Raw genomic sequence first — 16,364 nt, 5'->3', positions numbered from 1 at the left:
AGAAATGAAGAAAATATTAGTACCTGTAGATTTCTCAGAACTAGCATCTCATGCACTCAATTTCGCTATTGAGTTTAATGAAAAAGTAAAAGGTGAAATCCTCTTAGTTCACGTTGTGGATATGCCCGTTGGACATGTCAATTTTACCGGGGAGGTAGATAACTCCGCAGCAGAGTCATTTTATACAGGGGAATTCTTAAAAGCATCTCATAACAAACTTGAGGAGTGGGGCAAACGTGTTGAAGAGGCAGGACAAAAGGTTACAATACATCTTAAGTTTGGAAATGCCTTCACAAACATAAGCAAGATCATTGCTGAGGATAAGTCCACCTGGATCGTGATGGGTTCCAAAGGAGCTTCCGGTCTTAGAGAAGTATTTATTGGATCCAATGCCGAGCGCATGATTAGACATGCCGAATGTCCGGTTATCATTGTGAAAGGTGAGACCCACTTAAAAGACATGAAGAGTATGGCTTTTGCTTCAGACTTAAGCCAGGAGCAGGATTTAATAGCTGATCACGCCAAGGATCTACAAGAGCTACTTGGACTAAATATGCACCTAGTGAAGGTAAAGACACCTTATAACTGGCTAGATGAAGGTCAAGCCAAAAAGCAACTGGAGCATTTTGCTGAGCGCAATTACCTAAAAGATTTTACTGTCAATACGGTGGATGCTGACTTTGCAGATGAAGGAGCGGTCAAGTTTGCAGAAGAGGTCGGTGCAGGCTTAATAGTATTAGGAACACACGGGAAGAAAGGCATTGCACATCTCCTAGGCGGATCCATAGCCGAGGATATTGTGAACGAGTCAAAAATCCCAATCCTGGTGTTTAAGATTCAGGATATGTAAGGCTAGTTACCTCTGCTTTTTGCTTTGTTAGAAGTCCCTTTTTTCTTTGACAAGCGAGATTTGTTTTCCAAAATACTCAATCGAGTCTCTAATTCATCAAGCTTATTGACTTGAACTCGATTTCTTTGTTCCAATTCCTTCTTAAGTACCTCATTTTCAGATTTAAGCTTTTTTATGGCTTCTACCAAGTGAGGGATTACTCCAATGTAATTCACAGACTTGTAGCCTTCCGAATCTTCTCTTACTAGTTCAGGAAACAACTTCTCCACCTCTTGGGCAATAAAACCAGTTTGCAGACTGGTAGTGTCGTGAGGTTTCACATCATTCCAGCGGAAATTCACTCCCTTCATATCCATTAGCCTAGCGTATGAATCGATGATAGGAGAGATGTCTTTTTTCAATCGGGCATCTGAAGTTTCTGTGAGAGTTCCAGATAGTGTTGCGTTTCCGTTTTTAAGTAAGACAAACGCATCAGATCGATTAGAAACATCCGTTCCATTTCCGATTGTGAATAACCGATCATTCGAATCAAATGTAGTAGCAGAATTTGGCGTGTAGTCCGTATTGAAAATTCCAATGGCCGTCTCAGCGAATGATCTGGAAAATATTGAATATCCCATTGCCGTGGAGCTCAATCCTGAAGCGGTTGTAGAAGATCCCATGGCAGTGGAATGCGATCCTGAAGCGACTGTTTTCTCACCCATGGCAGTGGAACTCGATCCTGAAGCAGTAGTTTCTTGACCCATTGCGGTGGAATACCCTCCTGTAGCCTTAGACCTCAAACCAACAGCAAAAGACTCCTCTCCTTCGGCGACTGTTAGAGCGCCCATTGCGCTGGAATATCTTCCTGAAGCGGTTGTTCTATAACCCATGGCAGTGGAATTTTCTCCTGAAGCAGCTGTAGAAGATCCCATGGCAGTGGAATTATTACCAGAGGCGTCTGTAATATAACCCATAGCAGTGGAACGAATTCCTGAAGCGACTGTTTTTTCACCCATGGCAGTGGAAAGAGATCCTAAAGCGTTTGTTTCTTCACCCATAGCAGTGGAATTAGATCCTGAAGCGACTGTTTTATCACCCATAGCAGTGGAACTCCATCCTGAAGCATTGGTTAATTGACCCATTGCGGTTGAGTAAAAACCGGAGGCGGTTGTATTACGACCCATGGCAGTGGAACTCGATCCTGAAGCAGTAGTTTCTTGACCCATTGCGGTGGAACGAGATCCTGTAGCCTTAGACCTCAAACCCACAGCAAAAGACTCCTCTCCTTCGGCGACTGTTAGAACGCCCATGGCAGTGGAATTATTACCAGAGGCGGCTGTGCTATAACCCATAGCAGTGGAACGAGATCCTGAAGCATTGGTTAATTGACCCATTGCGGTTGAAGCGAATCCTGTTGCAGTAGTTTCTCTACCCATGGCAGTGGAATTATTACCAGAAGCAGTTGTAGAAGATCCCAAAGCAGTGGAATTAGACTCTGAAGCAGTTGTAGAAGATCCCATGGCAGTGGAATAATTACCAGAGGCGATTGTAGAATATCCCATTGCCGTGGAGCTCAATCCTGAAGCGGTTGTAGAAGATCCCATGGCAGTGGAAAGAGATCCTAAAGCGTTTGTTTCTTCACCCATAGCAGTGGAACTCGATCCTGAAGCGACTGTTTTTTCACCCATGGCAGTGGAACTCGATCCTGAAGCAGTTGTGAAATAGCCCATTGAGGTTGAGTAAAAACCGGAGGCGGTTGTATTACGACCCATGGCAGTGGAACTCGATCCTGAAGCAGTAGTTTCTTGACCCATTGCGGTGGAACGAGATCCTGTAGCCTTAGACCTCAAACCCACAGCAAAAGATTCCTCTCCTTCGGCGACTGTTAGAGCGCCCATGGCAGTGGAATTATTACCAGAGGCGGCTGTGCTATAACCCATAGCAGTGGAACGAGATCCTGAAGCATTGGTTAATTGACCCATTGCGGTTGAAACGAATCCTGTTGCAGTAGTTTGCCAACCAAATGCTGAAGATCTTGATCCAGTTGCACTCGTGTTAAAGCCCATAGCTACCGAGTAGTCGCCTATGGTATCCCATTTATCATCATCGACTTGACCAGCTCTAAACGCTCCTTTGCTTTTGTCAAAGAACATGCGTGCATCATGGTTGGGATCACCATCATCATCCAATTGTGGACTTCCGAAAACAAAGTCGTCGTTTGCATAATCGCCTGGTGCATTGGATGTGACATTGGTAGTGGTTGAGAAGACTCCTGCTCCTGCACTTCCCCAACTTAGGATACCATTTCCATCAGTTATCATTGCTTGATTTGCTGTTCCATCTTGAGCAGGTAGCGTATAGCCATCAGCACCACCTATATTGTCTCCATCAATGGTGAGTTGACCGTTGAGGGTTGTATTACCATTTTTGAGCATAGTGAGTGCATTAGATCGATTAAAAACATCCGTTCCATTTCCGATTGTGAATAACCGATCATTCGAATCAAATGCAGTAGTAGAATTTGGCGTGTAGTCCGTATTGAAAATTCCAATGGCCGTCTCAGTGAATGATCTGGAAAATATTAAATGGCCTGCAGCAAAGGATGAATAACCTGACGCAGTTGTAGAAGATCCCATTGAGGTTGAGTAAAAACCGGAGGCGGTTGTATGATCACCCATGGCAGTGGAGCCCAATCCTGAAGCTTTTGTATTAACACCCATTGCCGTCGAATAATTCGCTAAAGCCTTCGTGTCATAACCCATAGCCGTGGAATACCCTCCTGTAGCCTTAGACCTCAAACCAACAGCAAAAGATCCATCTCCTTCGGCGACTGTTTGAGAACCCATGGCAGTGGAAGCGAATCCTGTTGCAGTAGTTTCCCAACCAAATGCAGAAGATCTTGTTCCAGTTGCACTCGTGTTAAAACCCATAGCTACAGAGTAGTCGCCTATGGTATCCCATTTATCATCATCGACTTGACCAGCTCTAAACGCTCCTTTGCTTTTGTCAAAGAACATGCGTGCATCATGGTTGGGATCACCATCATCATCCAATTGTGGACTTCCGAAAACGAAATCATCAGTGGCATAGTCACCACGTTCGTTGGAGGTGACATTTGATGTGGTGGAAAATGTGCCTCGAATGGTGCTGAGGTCAATGGGTGTGGCTGATGAATTATTTGTTATTGTAAGTATGTCGTTCGTAAAGTCCAAGTTCTGGATTTCATTTGCAATGTCCGCATCAGCGTCATCAACGTTTAGTGTAAGGGTCGATCCATTGGATATGCTCAGGTTGCCAGGGGTGTCATTGGTACTGATATCCTGAATTTCATTAGCCGGGTCAGCGTCAGCATCCTTAAGCAAACTTAGATCCACACTTTTTATGCCTCCGGCATCTGTTAGTTCGAGTCGTGATCCTGTGAGACGAACATCCTCCAGAAGTTCATTCATTGGGTCATTGTCCATGAGATGAATCGTGTTTCCCTGGGTGATACTCAACTTATTTTCATTTTCGATTTTTAGCTTTTGCGGTAAAGTATTAAGAGCAAAAGGAGCTCCATGAAGTTCCTCTGAGCCTAGCACTTGAAAGCCATCACCCAGATCAATTTCTATTTCCAGAAAATAGGCCACTTGGCCCCAGAGCAACTCTTCTAGTAATATGTCTGAAGATGTTTCTCCTCGGCCAATCACCAATCGGAAGATTCCGAACACATCAGTGGAAGTCTCATGAGTTTCCTGATATCCAATGGTACCATCGGAACCACCTTCTCTAATACTGAAGCGGAGTTTGACGTCTTGATTGGCAAGGACTTTACCCTGGGTGTCTCTACCAAAACCTTGTGACTGAGATCGATCAATGGCAACTGCCTGATAGGTAAACCCAACGCGCACATCATTTTGCTGGCTGTAGCCAGTTTGTAAACATGCTATGCAAACTAAAATAATGCTTAATAATTTTATCATGTCAATGTTTTTTCGATTTTTCAATGGTGAAATAAATGGCAATGGAAATTCTCAGTCCATTTAGTTTAGCTTTTTGAGCTTGATCTTTTTCAATGTCTGAAAGCCCATGCAGATAGCCGAGTAGAATAGTTGCATTGGCATCATAAGAAATCTCATATTGAAGCCCTAGACCAGATTGAATGGATATATTGATTGTATTCAGACTTTCGTCTAAATCATATTGCTCAAACCCAAGTGTCTGAGTACCGCTGAGCATATAGTCGACCGAGCCACCCATTTCGTAAAATGGAATTAGAGTCGATCTTGATTTAAGGTGCTTTCGGATAGTCATACTACTTGTAAGCTGTCTTAGTGTCCAGCTAGACTGCTGACTGCTATTGATATCAACTATTTTTGTGGATTTATAGCCGCCTTCAATGTTGAGTACGGTAGACCCATTCAAACTTAAATTCTTGATTTTGCTAAGCGGAAATTGAAAATGAGAGGAGGCAGTAAACCCTGGAACTCCTTTGAGAGCGTCGTTCTTTTGTCCTGCTGCGTCCTGGAAGTTTATGAAGGTTTGGTTTCCACCTATGCTAAGTCCAACCCAGTTTTGCGAGTAGACAATGTTAGAGCCTGCTATGAGACTAACCCATAGTATAAATCGAATTGATTTCATTTTAATAATATGCTACAGTTACCGTAGTTGTGATTCTCTCCTGTTACCCTAATCTGATAGCTACCTTTCGGAAGAGAGGAAAGATCAATTTTAATGTATCGAGTATCTATGCGTCGCTCAAAACTTTTGACAACCATGCCTTTTAGGTCATAAATCACTAACTGAACATGTTCTGGCTTGGCGCTTTCTCTCTTAATTGAAATTGGACCAATTGTTGGATTGGGGTAAGCAAAAAGTTCATTATTAGTTGACTGTTCATTGTTTTTGAAAAACAACTGGTATTCGAAGCCTTGCAAAAGCTGTATGCTTTCAGTTTGAACTGAGTTGATTAGAGAGGTTTGTCCAATGGTGTGACTTAGAAGTATTTTATTATTCGAATAGGATGTAGTTGAATTACTTATAGTTGATTTCATCAACTGGTATTCTTGGCCAATCGCAGATAATTGAAGGCAAATTGCTGAAAGGAAAAATGTGGTTTTAATGAATGACTGATGCATAAAGGTTTTAAGCATGAAGTCTCAAAGATCAGGTTAGAAATTTGTTTATTTAACAGAAGGAATGTGTACTTAAGGTGTACTTTTTTGATTTGCTGATTAAGGCAGGCTTTGATATTTAATAATATCAGTTCATTATTTTTGATTCGTTAAATGAGAAGAGGATTACTGCCATTATTAATTTGTATTTGTAGCTGCGCCACACAAAATTCAATTGCTGACAGGTCGGGAGGCAGGCTTTCACTGGATTTCAGAGACTGTGTGCCAGATTCCGAAATGCAATTGTTAGAACTTGCTCCTGTCGAAGGCTATGATTTGACAAAAGAAATGGAGCATGGGTTTTGTGAATATCGATTCAGCTATAAGGATGGATCCATTTTTTACATAAGCACCAATACCTATTCCGGATCAAAGCTTAATTACCCCAACAGACTGAGAGACAACATTGCTACCTACTCAGTTAATCGAACCGAAAATGATACAATCAAGAATAGTGGCATTTACGAAAGACAGCATTGGCTGGAGTCGATCAATGGGAGCTATGTGGTTGGTTATGTAAATGCTCCTGATACGCTAAAATTTTTCAATGTTATCCAAAGCGTAGAATTGAGTAATCAGTAGCGTGCACAGACTGGTAGCGGATAAGTAAATGGCATCCCTTGCCATATCAATGCGCTTCCTGTATTGGCTTTATATTTCATCCTGACTTTTAATTCTTTTCGAATGATGTTTTCATGATACAGCGCACGTATTTCTCTGGCAGACATCACTTCTCCATAGGCTGGCATTAGTCGATCGTCAAGCAGACCATAATTAGCATCGTAGGCGTGAGAAAGTTCATGAGCGAGCTTAATTAGTCCCAGAGCTGGAGTCCAGCGCATCTCTGCACCACTACCTATTTTATCAAACGGAGCATAGTCTATCATCAATTGCTCCTGGTCAATTACTTGAAACGCATATGCCTCGTTGTTTAAGAAACCTAATTTCTTATCGGCAATTGGAAATAGCGTATAGCTTTCGTTGATATCAGCCAGTTTGATAACAAACTTGTTACATGAATTTTGCAATGTGCTGATTATGTTTCTTGCATAGGGAGAGCTATTTTCTAAGCTATGAAGTGTTTTCACCGTTTTCTTTAGAATTTTCTTAGACTGATCCTGATCTACCTGCTTTAGCTTTTTGGCAGCATCTGGTAGCCAAATCTTCTGATCCCTATAAAGAAATAGTTCATTCTTAAAATTTATCCAAAGGCCTCTCTCAACGACTGATACATGCTTTTCTTTAGATTTATTTGAAGTTCTATAAAGCAATTGTGCTTTTGGACCTAAAGGATTAAAAAGGTCAATGAAGTCAGCGTCTGTGTCGTTCGCAATGACTTCCAAATCACATGACGAGGTACTTAGCTGCTGGAATTTCTCAGCAACAGATTTATGCTCATGAGCGGGTGGGATTACAGCTGGCTGACAGGTAGCAAATTGACTCAGAAGTGCTGCTCCAAAGCATAATGAATAGGTAAGTATATTGTCTCGCATTGAATTGTGGAAAATGATCCACAAAGGTTCAATGGTTGCGGCCCAGTACTTATATAGGTTGTGTGTACATGACGTGCACAGGAATCAGAATAAGGTAAGCTTTTGGTGTATACCTGCTTAGTATCGAGCTGGGATTGGCAAGGGATAAGTATATGGCTGACCTTCCCAGACAAGCGCATTGCCGGACCCGGCTTTTGTTCGCAAACTCATATTTAAATCTTTTCGAATCATATTTTCATGAAAGAGCGCTCGGATTTCTCTGGCGGACATTATTTCTCCATAAGCCTGCATAAGCTGATCATCCAGCAAGCCGTAATTGGCATCATAAGCGTGTGAAAGTTCGTGAGCAAGTTTGATTCTTTTATGTTCTGGTGCCCATCTGATTTCGGCACCACTACCGATTTTATCAAATGGTGCATAGTCAACAATGAGGCTTTCTTTTTCAAGTACCTGAAACGCATAGGCGTTATTATTTAATACGCCCAATCTTCCATTAGGCAAAGGGAAGAGAACGTAGCTATCTATAGTACTGACCAGAGAAATCACAAACTTATTGTCAGAGTTTTGCAGTGTGTGGATGATGTTACGAGCATAAGGTGATTTCCTCTCTAAGCCTCTCAACATTTTTACGGTTGTTCGTAAGACCTTATTGAACTGATTAAAATCGAATTGCACCAATTTCTTATTCTCATCTAATAAAAGAGCGTCCTGATCTTTATACAAAAACTGCTTGCTCCCTAGCTTTATCCAAAGACCTTTATCAAGTTTGGAAACCGGAGCATCTATGCAAGAGTAGGACTCATTTCTCATCAATTGTGCTTTGGGTCCCAATGGATTGAAATGATCGATGTAACTTCTTACAGTACTTTTCTTTGATGGCTCTTCTGAATTGGTATTGGCTAGCGAAATCTGCGTTTCCTTATACTGACCGGTTGCAGTATGAATCGAGAATAGAAAGATTGCCCACGCGCATTTACGTTTCCAGATATTAGCCATTAATGTTTTTAGTCCTAGTTGAGTTGTTAAGGACTAGAAACGATGATGAAGAACCGGAAGCTGATAAAATGGGAGAAAATTCGGTTTTTTGTAAAAAAGAAGATAGATGTTTATCCCTAATCGAGCTTTAAGTGATGAATGTGTTCATCAATGATGTCAATACGATAAGTTATGCTGTTCAGATACTTTACAAGTTCTTTTTCAAACTTCTTGATTTCCTTTTCATACTGTTTCACTGTCTGTTTGTCAAAGGAATCGTCTATCTCCTTAAGCATGGTGCACTCATCCAAAATAAAGGTCTTGAAATTTTGCGTTGAATATTCAGTTTCAAGCTTTTCAATATCCTTGAGAGTTGCTTCAGCTTCAGCATCCTGTGTTCCTTCATATTTGGATTGTACAGTAAAGTATAGTGTCGTATCCCAATGATGAATTTGATCCAGAAGTTTAATAGTCTTTTTACGATTGGTCTCAGATGTACAAAAGTTCTGAATACCCTGGTAGTCTTTTAGTGCAATGGCAGTCTCGTCCCATTGTACTGTAAGTGCGTCTATAACTTTTACGATGTTAGGTGATTGTTGTGAAAAGGTGGAATACGATAAAATGACTAAAGTGAAGTAAATAAGTTTTTTCATTGTGGCGAAGATGTGGATTTATGAAAGTTGAAGATATAAAAACTTGAGGAACCAGTTTTAGAAGCGTAGAGATGAAGTTCCCAGCGGTATGGGATATAAAAGAATGCCAATTTGAGATTCACATGATATGGTAAGTAGTAGGTGCAACCTAATTCGACTAGCAAAGCATCCACTTATGCCTTAAACCCAATCAAGTATTGTCAATAGAATTAGTCATATAAGCGCTCCAATGACAAGCTTTTTTGCGATTAGAGGAACCAGTTATTTCTAATTATGGCAAATGCTCATTAAAATTGCAGCATTTCACCACTTTCACTATTCTACCTATGTATAAAAAATACCTACTATCAATTCTAATTCTGAAACTGCTATTTTCAGGATATTGCGTTCACAGTCAAGATAAGATAAAATTCGGAAGAGTCTCCTCGGAAGAAATTGAAATGACTACCTACGAGTCAGATCCGAGTGCATCGGCGGTTGTCCTGTATGATAAAGGACACTTTAGTAAGGAAGGAAAGTTTACACGACACAGAAGGATAAAGATTCTAAAAAAGTCAGGAACTCCTTATGCCAATCTTTCACTAAATGTTCCCAATAAAGGAAACCTCAAAGGGATGGTTTATAATCTTGAAAATGGTGAAATAGTTAAAGAAAGACTCATTAGTTCATCCATTTATCAAGAAGAAGTCTTCGACGGGTTTTACATCTATAAAATCTTCCTTCCCAATGTCCGGATTGGCAGTATAATAGATATTGAGTATTCACATATTGGAATTCCCTTTGAATGGCGCTTTCAAGAATTGATTCCGGTTGCTTATAGTGAAATAACACTAGAGCCGTCCGAGTACGCAATCTATAAAAAGCAGCAACGTGGATTTGAGCCTGTCCTTCAGGTGGAGCCTAATAAGTATGTCGCACAAAATGTTCCAGCTTTTGTGCAAGAACCACATGTGAATCACTATAGCAATTACATCACCAAATTTGAATTCCAATTGGCGAGGTACGATATACCGGGTTTTTATATGGAGATAAGTACTTCCTGGCCTATTATAAGCAAGCGGATGATGAATAACCTTTGGTTTGGCAATGTCATTAGAAACTCGAATTTTTTGAAAGAGGAAGTTGAAGAATGGGAGTTGGCGGGCCTTTCTAATGATGAAAAAATTTTAAAAGCCTACAATCATATCCAAAGTCAAATAACCTGGAATAAGCAAAATAGACTTTACGTTTCTGATCACTATGTACGAAAACTTAATAAAGACCTTGAGGGAAGTTCAGCGGATATTAATTTAATGCTTTTGTCTGTGTTGAATAACATGAATATCGAGGCGTATCCAGTTGTTCTGAGCACGAGGAGTAACGGAATACTCAACCCACATATACCTAACATGTGGCAATTAAATTATGTTGTTGCAGCCACTAAGTATAAAGGCAAGGAAATCCTGCTGGATGCGAGCCAAAAAAATCTAATTCCTGGTGTTTTACCTGAGAAATGCCTCAACGGCAAAGGCTGGCTAATAACTGGTGTTGAAAGTGGAAGATGGGTGGATTTGCTACCACGAAAATCTTCTGAAAAGAGACAAATGATATCGATTGTTTTTGAAGATGATGGATCTATTCTAGCATCTGTAAATCAGCGAAAGACCATGTATGATTATATGGAGTGGTCAGATAAGTTTAAAAATGCAGGATCTCCGGAGCGCTATAAGCTAAGTCTGGAAGATGAAAATAAGATTGATTTAAGAAGCTATGAACTGAAGAGCGATAATGATAAAAAACTCACTGTCACAGAATCAGTAGTAGCAGATATAACAGAAAATAGTACCGATCTGGGTAATGAGCTTATTTTAAATCCCTTTGTTTTAAATGAACTCACACGAAATCCATTTAGATCAGAAAATAGACTAGCGCCAGTTGATTTAAGTTACCCTAGAAAGTATATAACCTCAATTTCGGTGAGTCTACCTGATTATATGCTCGTGAAATCACTCCCAGAACCCATTGTTTTACAAACTCCAAATGGAGGAATGAAATTTCAATTGAATTGTAGTCAATTGGGCAATAAGATCAACATCCAGTCAAATTTCGAGATTTCAAGAACTGTATATTCTGAAGCAGAGTATGCTATGTTAAAGGAGGTTTATAGTCTTATCATCGAACGTCTGAATCAGCCAATCCACCTAAACAAGAAAACCTAGTATGAGGAATTTACTTTTCACATGGTGTTTGATAGGTTCTTTTATCCTGTCAGCACAGCAAGAAAATGCCAGAATCGAGTATTCAAAGCTCACGATAAACATTGAGAACCCTAATGACCTTGATGTAATAAGTGAATCATCTACGATAATTTATAATGAAAAAGGATATAGAAATGCTGTATTCGTAAATTATGAAGATCAGTTTAGAGAATTGGTCAGCATTCAAGTGACAATAAAAGATATGTCGGGGAAGAAGATCAAATCCTTAGGCATGAGTCAGGTCAATACCTTTGCACTTTCTCAATCATTTGAAACTGGAGACGGTAACTACATTGTTTTGGACCCTGAGTACAAAAATTTCCCCTTCAAGGTGGAAATAAAAACATTTTTTGATCATGATGGCTTCCTTAATCTACCAACCTGGGTTCCTCAAAGCAACTTTAATACTTCAGTTGATCTTAGTACCCTGGAAGTCATAACACAAAAGGAATATGATATCAGATACATGGGTGAAAACATTGGTGAGCCAAGAATCAACGAAGCTGAGGAACTTAATTTGAAGAGAAAAAAATCTTACACATGGAGTGTGTCAGATCTGGGCGCAGTTGATAATAATGTAGACTACAAGTCATTTTATAAGAGTCAGCCCAAGGTTTATTTAGCTCCGGATAAATTCATATTGGACGGGAATGAGGGTAGCATGGGTTCCTGGACAGAATTTGGAGACTGGTTTTTAAAACTTAATCAAGATAGAGACCAATTGCTTTCAAAGACTGAGACCTTCCTGAATAGTTTACCACCCGATTTACCAGTCAAGTCGATGGTTGATACAATCTACTCCTATATGCAGGATCGGACAAGGTATGTATCCATTCAGCTTGGAATAGGCGGATTTCAATCATTACCTGCAGATTTTGTGGATGAAAAAGGGTATGGAGAGTGCAAAGCATTGACTAACTACATGAAAGCAATGTTGAGGTATAAGGGCGTTGAGTCTAATTATATTTTGGTGAAAGCCGGAAACGATGTGCCGGACGTTAATGATAACTTCCCGAGTAATCAATTTAATCATGTGTTTTTGGGAGTGCCCACGGCATCCGATACCATATTGTTGGAGTGTACAAGCCAATCAATACCATCCGGCTATATTGGCTCATTCACTGATGATAGAAACGTACTGTGGATTGATGAAGGGAAGAGCAAAATGATAAAAACTCCGGTATACAGCGAACGAGAAAATGTGTATCAAAAACAAGCCAATATTAAGCTCGATAGCGAGGGGAATGCTTCCTTAAATGTCTCAGTAAATCATTCAGGTGTTTTTTTTGATCAACTACAGAGATATCAATACTTCACAGAAAGTCAGGTAGAGCAATACAACTACTCCCAATTTGATTATTCAGACTTTACGATAAAAGAATTTAATGTCAACGAAAATTCCAACGAGGCAACTTTTACAACAAATTATGATTTACAAATAAATAATTTGGCAAAAAAAGTAGGCGATAAAATTGTGGTTCCTAACAACATGCTTCAGGCAATTGATCATTATGTGGATCCGAATGAGATAACGAAATATATGGAAGTGAGAAGAGGATTCACAACAGATGAAACCGTGGTTGTTGATTTGCCGGAGAACTACTGGTTGACCTTTGCACCACAGGATGTAAAGATTGCTGAACAGTATGGAAGCTATGAGTATACAGCTACCCAAAAGGGGAATCAAATAGTAATAAATCGTAAGCTGATACTTAAAAAAGGAGTCTATGAGGGCGATGAATTCGAGCGTTTTCTTGAATTCAAGGATAAGATTGAAAAACTAGATCGAAAGAAAATGGTTTTGTCATCCAAAACTTAAAGAGGATTTCTGCATCAATATTTAGTTGAGCTATGATAAAAACGTAATTGTAGGCTTAATACTCTCTTCTTTATTTCCATGCATTTGTTTGGTCAAAATGATTCAACAGGCATTCATAAAAAATTGGCAAATATCAATTTTGTTCTCTTTGAGAGAAAGTAACTAGCCCCTTCCACAAATAAAAAAACCTACCTCAAAAAGAGATAGGTTTTGTGCTTTTAGCGGTCCGGACGGGTACCGGCACGCGCAGTGTCGAACCCTCGACCTCCACCAACAAAAAAACCCACCTCAAAAAGAGATGGGTTTTATGCTTTTAGCGGTCCGGACGGGTACCGGCACGCGCAGTGTCGAACCCTCGACCTCCACCAACAAAAAAACCCACCTCAAAAAGAGATGGGTTTTATGCTTTTAGCGGTCCGGACGGGTACCGGCACGCGCAGTGTCGAACCCTCGACTTCCACCAACAAAAAAACCCACCTCAAAAAGAGATGGGTTTTATGCTTTTAGCGGTCCGGACGGGTACCGGCACGCGCAGTGTCGAACCCTCGACCTCCACCAACAAAAAAACCCACCTCAAAAAGAGATGGGTTTTATGCTTTTAGCGGTCCGGACGGGTACCGGCACGCGCAGTGTCGAACCCTCGACCTCCACCAACAAAAAAACCCACCTCAAAAAGAGATGGGTTTTATGCTTTTAGCGGTCCGGACGGGTACCGGCACGCGCAGTGTCGAACCCTCGACCTCCACCAACAAAAAAACCCACCTCAAAAAGAGATGGGTTTTGTGCTTTTAGCGGTCCGGACGGGACTCGAACCCGCGACCTCCTGCGTGACAGGCAGGCATTCTAACCAGCTGAACTACCGGACCGTGCTACAAAAGCGTTGCAAAAGTAAAAGCTTCTATTTTCCTAAACAATAGCTTAAACTTATTTTTCTTCAGAATATTTTAAACCCGTTTAATCCTTTCAGAGTAAGTTTGTCACAGCAAATTCAATCCTATGTTATTAGACTTTGAAAAACCAATTGCCGAGCTAGAATCCAAACTCACTGACATGAAAGAACTGGCTAAAACCAGCGACGTTGATGTGACGGCCACAGTAGATCAATTGGAGAAGAAAATTGTGAAATTGAAAAAGGAGACGTTTAGCAACCTGACCAGGTGGCAGAGGGTACAGCTTTCTCGTCATCCCGAAAGACCTTACACGTTGGATTACATCTACGAGATCACCAACGATTTTATCGAGTTGCACGGAGATCGTACAGTCAAGGATGATAAGGCCATGGTTGGAGGCTTTGGAAATATTGGAAACCAGACGGTAATGTTCATCGGTCAGCAGAAGGGGAGATCCACGAAGCAACGTCAGATGCGAAACTTCGGAATGGCCAATCCTGAAGGATACAGAAAAGCATTGCGACTCATGAAGATGGCGGAGAAGTTCAACAAACCTATTGTAACTCTTATCGATACTCCTGGAGCCTTTCCTGGCTTGGAAGCTGAAGAAAGAGGTCAGGGAGAGGCAATCGCCAGAAATCTGAAAGAGATGACGATGCTCAAAGTTCCTGTGATATGTATAGTAATAGGAGAGGGCGCTTCAGGAGGTGCCTTGGGTATTGCAATTGGTGATCGCGTGTTAATGATGGAAAATACCTGGTACTCGGTAATCTCTCCTGAGTCCTGTTCCTCAATCCTTTGGAGAAGCTGGGACTATAAGGAGCAAGCAGCGGAAGCACTCAAGCTCACAGCTGAAGACATGCTGAAAAATAAATTGATAGATGGCATTATCAAAGAACCACTTGGAGGAGCACATACAGATTTAAACAAGAGCTCCATAGAGCTGAAAAAAGTGATTCTCAAAGAGCTAAAAGACCTTTCAGCATTGAAGCCACAAGAACGAATCAATCAGCGAATAGATAAGTTCTCGGCAATGGGGTCATACAAATAGACTGAATGAAAATCTCGCGCTGGACAGACCATATCCTAAATTTTCTAGCTGTTATACTAGGTGTGTCTCTAGCGTTCATTATTTCAAATAGGTCTGAGCAAGCGAAAGTAAATAATGCATTTAGAGAGAATTTAACTGCCATTCTTGATGAGGTAGAGGATGATATCTACACTTTCGATTCCTATCAAATCCCTGATAACAAGCGCAAGCTGGAAGAGATGCAAGAAACGCTTCAAATGATCACAGAAAAGGTGGGAGAGGACAGCCTTGGCAGCAAGTTGAATGTTTTCTTTGATGTCAATAACTATTCACCTACTAACATTACAATTAACAGCTTGATTTCATCCGGCAAACTTGATTTGATAAGCGATTTTGAGTTGAAAAAGAAGATACTAGCTTATCAGAATACTTCGAAGGAATTAGTTGCTCAAGGAGAATTTCATGTGGAGTTTCTAATGGATCAGGTCACCCCGTGGTTCATTAGAAATAGTGAATATTTCGTGGGTAATAAGAGTGGATGGTATAAGAAAGAAAACTCTGAGGCAGTCGTAATATTTTCTTTATACATAGCATTCGTATCCAATAAGATTCGAAAATACGAATCCGCTTTAGAAGAAGCTAAGGTCTTAAGAGATCTAATCAATGAGTATCAATTAGAAGAAGGATTGGAATGATCAAGTGGATATTATCAAGTTTATATAAACTCTCTGGATGGAAGGTGCAGGGAACAAAACCTGAGGTAAAAAAGTACGTCATTATAGTCGCTCCACACACGAGTAATTTTGATTTCTTTGTTGGCTGGGGAGCAAGAAACGTCATAGGTTTTTATCCCAATTTTCTAGCTAAGAAAGAATTGTTCAAAATCCCTCTTGTCGGTTGGTTCCTTTCTTCGATTGGTGGGGTGCCCGTAGATCGTAAGAATAAGATAAAAAGCACGCAATTGGTACAGCAGGTAGTAGATCTGTACAAAGAGCGTGATGAATTCATTATGACCATTACCCCGGAAGGCACAAGAAGCTATTCGCCCAAATGGAAGACGGGTTTTTATCGTATCGCAACGGATGCCGGAGTTCCCATCGTGAAGATTGGCTTTGATTACCCCACAAAGACAGTGTATGTAGATGAGCCATTTTATCCATCTGGAGATATGGAAAAAGAGATGGAAGAAATCAAGGACTATTTCAGACAGTTTACCGGTAAAAATCCTGAAGATGGTGTTCGATAGAAAATGGAAAGACAATAAAAAAGGCTACCAAATTGG

13 protein-coding genes and 1 tRNA gene are annotated in these 16,364 nt (G+C 40.6%); 7 read left to right on the top strand and 7 right to left on the bottom strand.

Annotated elements, in window-relative coordinates; genetic code table 11:
• The first annotated feature begins 4 nt into the window (after positions 1 to 4).
• On the top strand, positions 5 to 850 hold the full coding sequence (locus ACL8WY_RS01820; protein ID WP_436516594.1) for a universal stress protein: 846 nt from the start codon (positions 5 to 7) through the stop codon (positions 848 to 850).
• A gap of 2 nt (positions 851 to 852) precedes the next feature.
• On the opposite strand, the gene ACL8WY_RS01815 is transcribed toward ACL8WY_RS01820, so the two are convergent.
• The 3 genes from ACL8WY_RS01815 to ACL8WY_RS01805 are packed head-to-tail and all read right to left on the bottom strand — an operon-like array spanning position 853 to position 5,865.
• The gene (locus ACL8WY_RS01815) at positions 853 to 4,794 is read right to left on the bottom strand and encodes a tail fiber domain-containing protein (protein ID WP_436516593.1); all 3,942 of its coding nucleotides are present in this window, start codon (positions 4,792 to 4,794) and stop codon (positions 853 to 855) included.
• Between the two features lies 1 nt (position 4,795).
• A complete protein-coding gene (locus tag ACL8WY_RS01810) occupies positions 4,796 to 5,452 on the bottom strand; it encodes a hypothetical protein (RefSeq protein WP_436516592.1) in 657 nt (218 codons plus the stop codon).
• The gene (locus ACL8WY_RS01805) at positions 5,449 to 5,865 is read right to left on the bottom strand and encodes a T9SS type A sorting domain-containing protein (protein WP_436516591.1); all 417 of its coding nucleotides are present in this window, start codon (positions 5,863 to 5,865) and stop codon (positions 5,449 to 5,451) included. Before ACL8WY_RS01805 ends, ACL8WY_RS01810 begins: the two co-directional genes overlap by 4 nt.
• 234 nt (positions 5,866 to 6,099) lie before the next feature.
• Between ACL8WY_RS01805 and ACL8WY_RS01800 the strand changes: the two genes are divergently transcribed.
• Positions 6,100 to 6,567: a hypothetical protein gene (locus tag ACL8WY_RS01800; protein ID WP_436516590.1), complete on the top strand. Its 468-nt coding sequence runs from the start codon at positions 6,100 to 6,102 to the stop codon at positions 6,565 to 6,567.
• On the opposite strand, the gene ACL8WY_RS01795 is transcribed toward ACL8WY_RS01800, so the two are convergent.
• The 3 genes from ACL8WY_RS01795 to ACL8WY_RS01785 all read right to left on the bottom strand — a co-directional run bounded on the left by ACL8WY_RS01795 (position 6,561) and on the right by ACL8WY_RS01785 (position 9,106).
• Complete coding sequence (locus ACL8WY_RS01795) at positions 6,561 to 7,478, bottom strand: M91 family zinc metallopeptidase (protein ID WP_436516589.1); 918 nt, start codon at positions 7,476 to 7,478, stop codon at positions 6,561 to 6,563. The two genes, ACL8WY_RS01800 and ACL8WY_RS01795, sit on opposite strands and share 7 nt — an antisense overlap.
• Positions 7,479 to 7,595: 117 nt before the next feature.
• Positions 7,596 to 8,474, bottom strand: coding sequence for a hypothetical protein (locus ACL8WY_RS01790; RefSeq protein WP_436516588.1), 879 nt, complete (start codon positions 8,472 to 8,474; stop codon positions 7,596 to 7,598).
• Between the two features lie 116 nt (positions 8,475 to 8,590).
• Entirely contained in the window at positions 8,591 to 9,106 is a 516-nt protein-coding gene (locus ACL8WY_RS01785) for a hypothetical protein (RefSeq protein WP_436516587.1), read from the bottom strand.
• A gap of 326 nt (positions 9,107 to 9,432) precedes the next feature.
• On the opposite strand from ACL8WY_RS01785, the gene ACL8WY_RS01780 reads away from it, so the two are divergent.
• Together ACL8WY_RS01780 and ACL8WY_RS01775 are read left to right on the top strand one after the other, a co-directional pair.
• Positions 9,433 to 11,304: a hypothetical protein gene (locus ACL8WY_RS01780; RefSeq protein WP_436516585.1), complete on the top strand. Its 1,872-nt coding sequence runs from the start codon at positions 9,433 to 9,435 to the stop codon at positions 11,302 to 11,304.
• Position 11,305: 1 nt separating this feature from the next.
• Positions 11,306 to 13,162, top strand: a complete 1,857-nt coding sequence (locus ACL8WY_RS01775) for a DUF3858 domain-containing protein (protein ID WP_436516584.1) — start codon at positions 11,306 to 11,308, stop codon at positions 13,160 to 13,162.
• 792 nt (positions 13,163 to 13,954) lie between these two features.
• On the opposite strand, the gene ACL8WY_RS01770 is transcribed toward ACL8WY_RS01775, so the two are convergent.
• Positions 13,955 to 14,028, bottom strand: a tRNA-Asp gene (locus ACL8WY_RS01770).
• 130 nt (positions 14,029 to 14,158) lie between these two features.
• Here ACL8WY_RS01770 and ACL8WY_RS01765 point away from each other — a divergent pair.
• From ACL8WY_RS01765 to ACL8WY_RS01755, 3 genes are read left to right on the top strand one after another with little or no spacing between them, the layout of a single operon-like run.
• Entirely contained in the window at positions 14,159 to 15,103 is a 945-nt protein-coding gene (locus tag ACL8WY_RS01765) for an acetyl-CoA carboxylase carboxyltransferase subunit alpha (RefSeq protein WP_436516582.1), read from the top strand.
• 5 nt (positions 15,104 to 15,108) lie between these two features.
• Positions 15,109 to 15,777, top strand: a complete 669-nt coding sequence (locus ACL8WY_RS01760; RefSeq protein WP_436516580.1) for a hypothetical protein — start codon at positions 15,109 to 15,111, stop codon at positions 15,775 to 15,777.
• A complete protein-coding gene (locus ACL8WY_RS01755) occupies positions 15,774 to 16,328 on the top strand; it encodes a 1-acyl-sn-glycerol-3-phosphate acyltransferase (RefSeq protein ID WP_436516578.1) in 555 nt (184 codons plus the stop codon). The genes ACL8WY_RS01760 and ACL8WY_RS01755 overlap by 4 nt, the downstream gene beginning before the upstream one ends.
• The last annotated feature ends 36 nt before the right edge of the window (positions 16,329 to 16,364 follow it).

Origin of the sequence: Ekhidna algicida (assembly GCF_051379705.1) — a bacterium.
Taxonomy (GTDB): domain Bacteria; phylum Bacteroidota; class Bacteroidia; order Cytophagales; family Cyclobacteriaceae; genus Ekhidna.
This window is presented reverse-complemented; position numbering and strand designations above follow the sequence as displayed.

Excerpts from the sequence above, each read along its gene's own strand:
- ACL8WY_RS01755 (WP_436516578.1), top strand. The coding sequence starts at position 15,774 with ATGATCAAGTGGATATTATCAAGTTTATATAAACTCTCTGGATGGAAG.
- ACL8WY_RS01765 (WP_436516582.1), top strand. The coding sequence starts at position 14,159 with ATGTTATTAGACTTTGAAAAACCAATTGCCGAGCTAGAATCCAAACTC.
- ACL8WY_RS01785 (WP_436516587.1), bottom strand. The coding sequence starts at position 9,106 with ATGAAAAAACTTATTTACTTCACTTTAGTCATTTTATCGTATTCCACC.
- ACL8WY_RS01790 (WP_436516588.1), bottom strand. The coding sequence starts at position 8,474 with ATGGCTAATATCTGGAAACGTAAATGCGCGTGGGCAATCTTTCTATTC.
- ACL8WY_RS01810 (WP_436516592.1), bottom strand. The coding sequence starts at position 5,452 with ATGAAATCAATTCGATTTATACTATGGGTTAGTCTCATAGCAGGCTCT.
- ACL8WY_RS01820 (WP_436516594.1), top strand. The coding sequence starts at position 5 with ATGAAGAAAATATTAGTACCTGTAGATTTCTCAGAACTAGCATCTCAT.
- ACL8WY_RS01800 (WP_436516590.1), top strand. The coding sequence starts at position 6,100 with ATGAGAAGAGGATTACTGCCATTATTAATTTGTATTTGTAGCTGCGCC.
- ACL8WY_RS01815 (WP_436516593.1), bottom strand. The coding sequence starts at position 4,794 with ATGATAAAATTATTAAGCATTATTTTAGTTTGCATAGCATGTTTACAA.
- ACL8WY_RS01795 (WP_436516589.1), bottom strand. The coding sequence starts at position 7,478 with ATGCGAGACAATATACTTACCTATTCATTATGCTTTGGAGCAGCACTT.
- ACL8WY_RS01760 (WP_436516580.1), top strand. The coding sequence starts at position 15,109 with ATGAAAATCTCGCGCTGGACAGACCATATCCTAAATTTTCTAGCTGTT.
- ACL8WY_RS01780 (WP_436516585.1), top strand. The coding sequence starts at position 9,433 with ATGTATAAAAAATACCTACTATCAATTCTAATTCTGAAACTGCTATTT.
- ACL8WY_RS01775 (WP_436516584.1), top strand. The coding sequence starts at position 11,306 with ATGAGGAATTTACTTTTCACATGGTGTTTGATAGGTTCTTTTATCCTG.
- ACL8WY_RS01805 (WP_436516591.1), bottom strand. The coding sequence starts at position 5,865 with ATGAAATCAACTATAAGTAATTCAACTACATCCTATTCGAATAATAAA.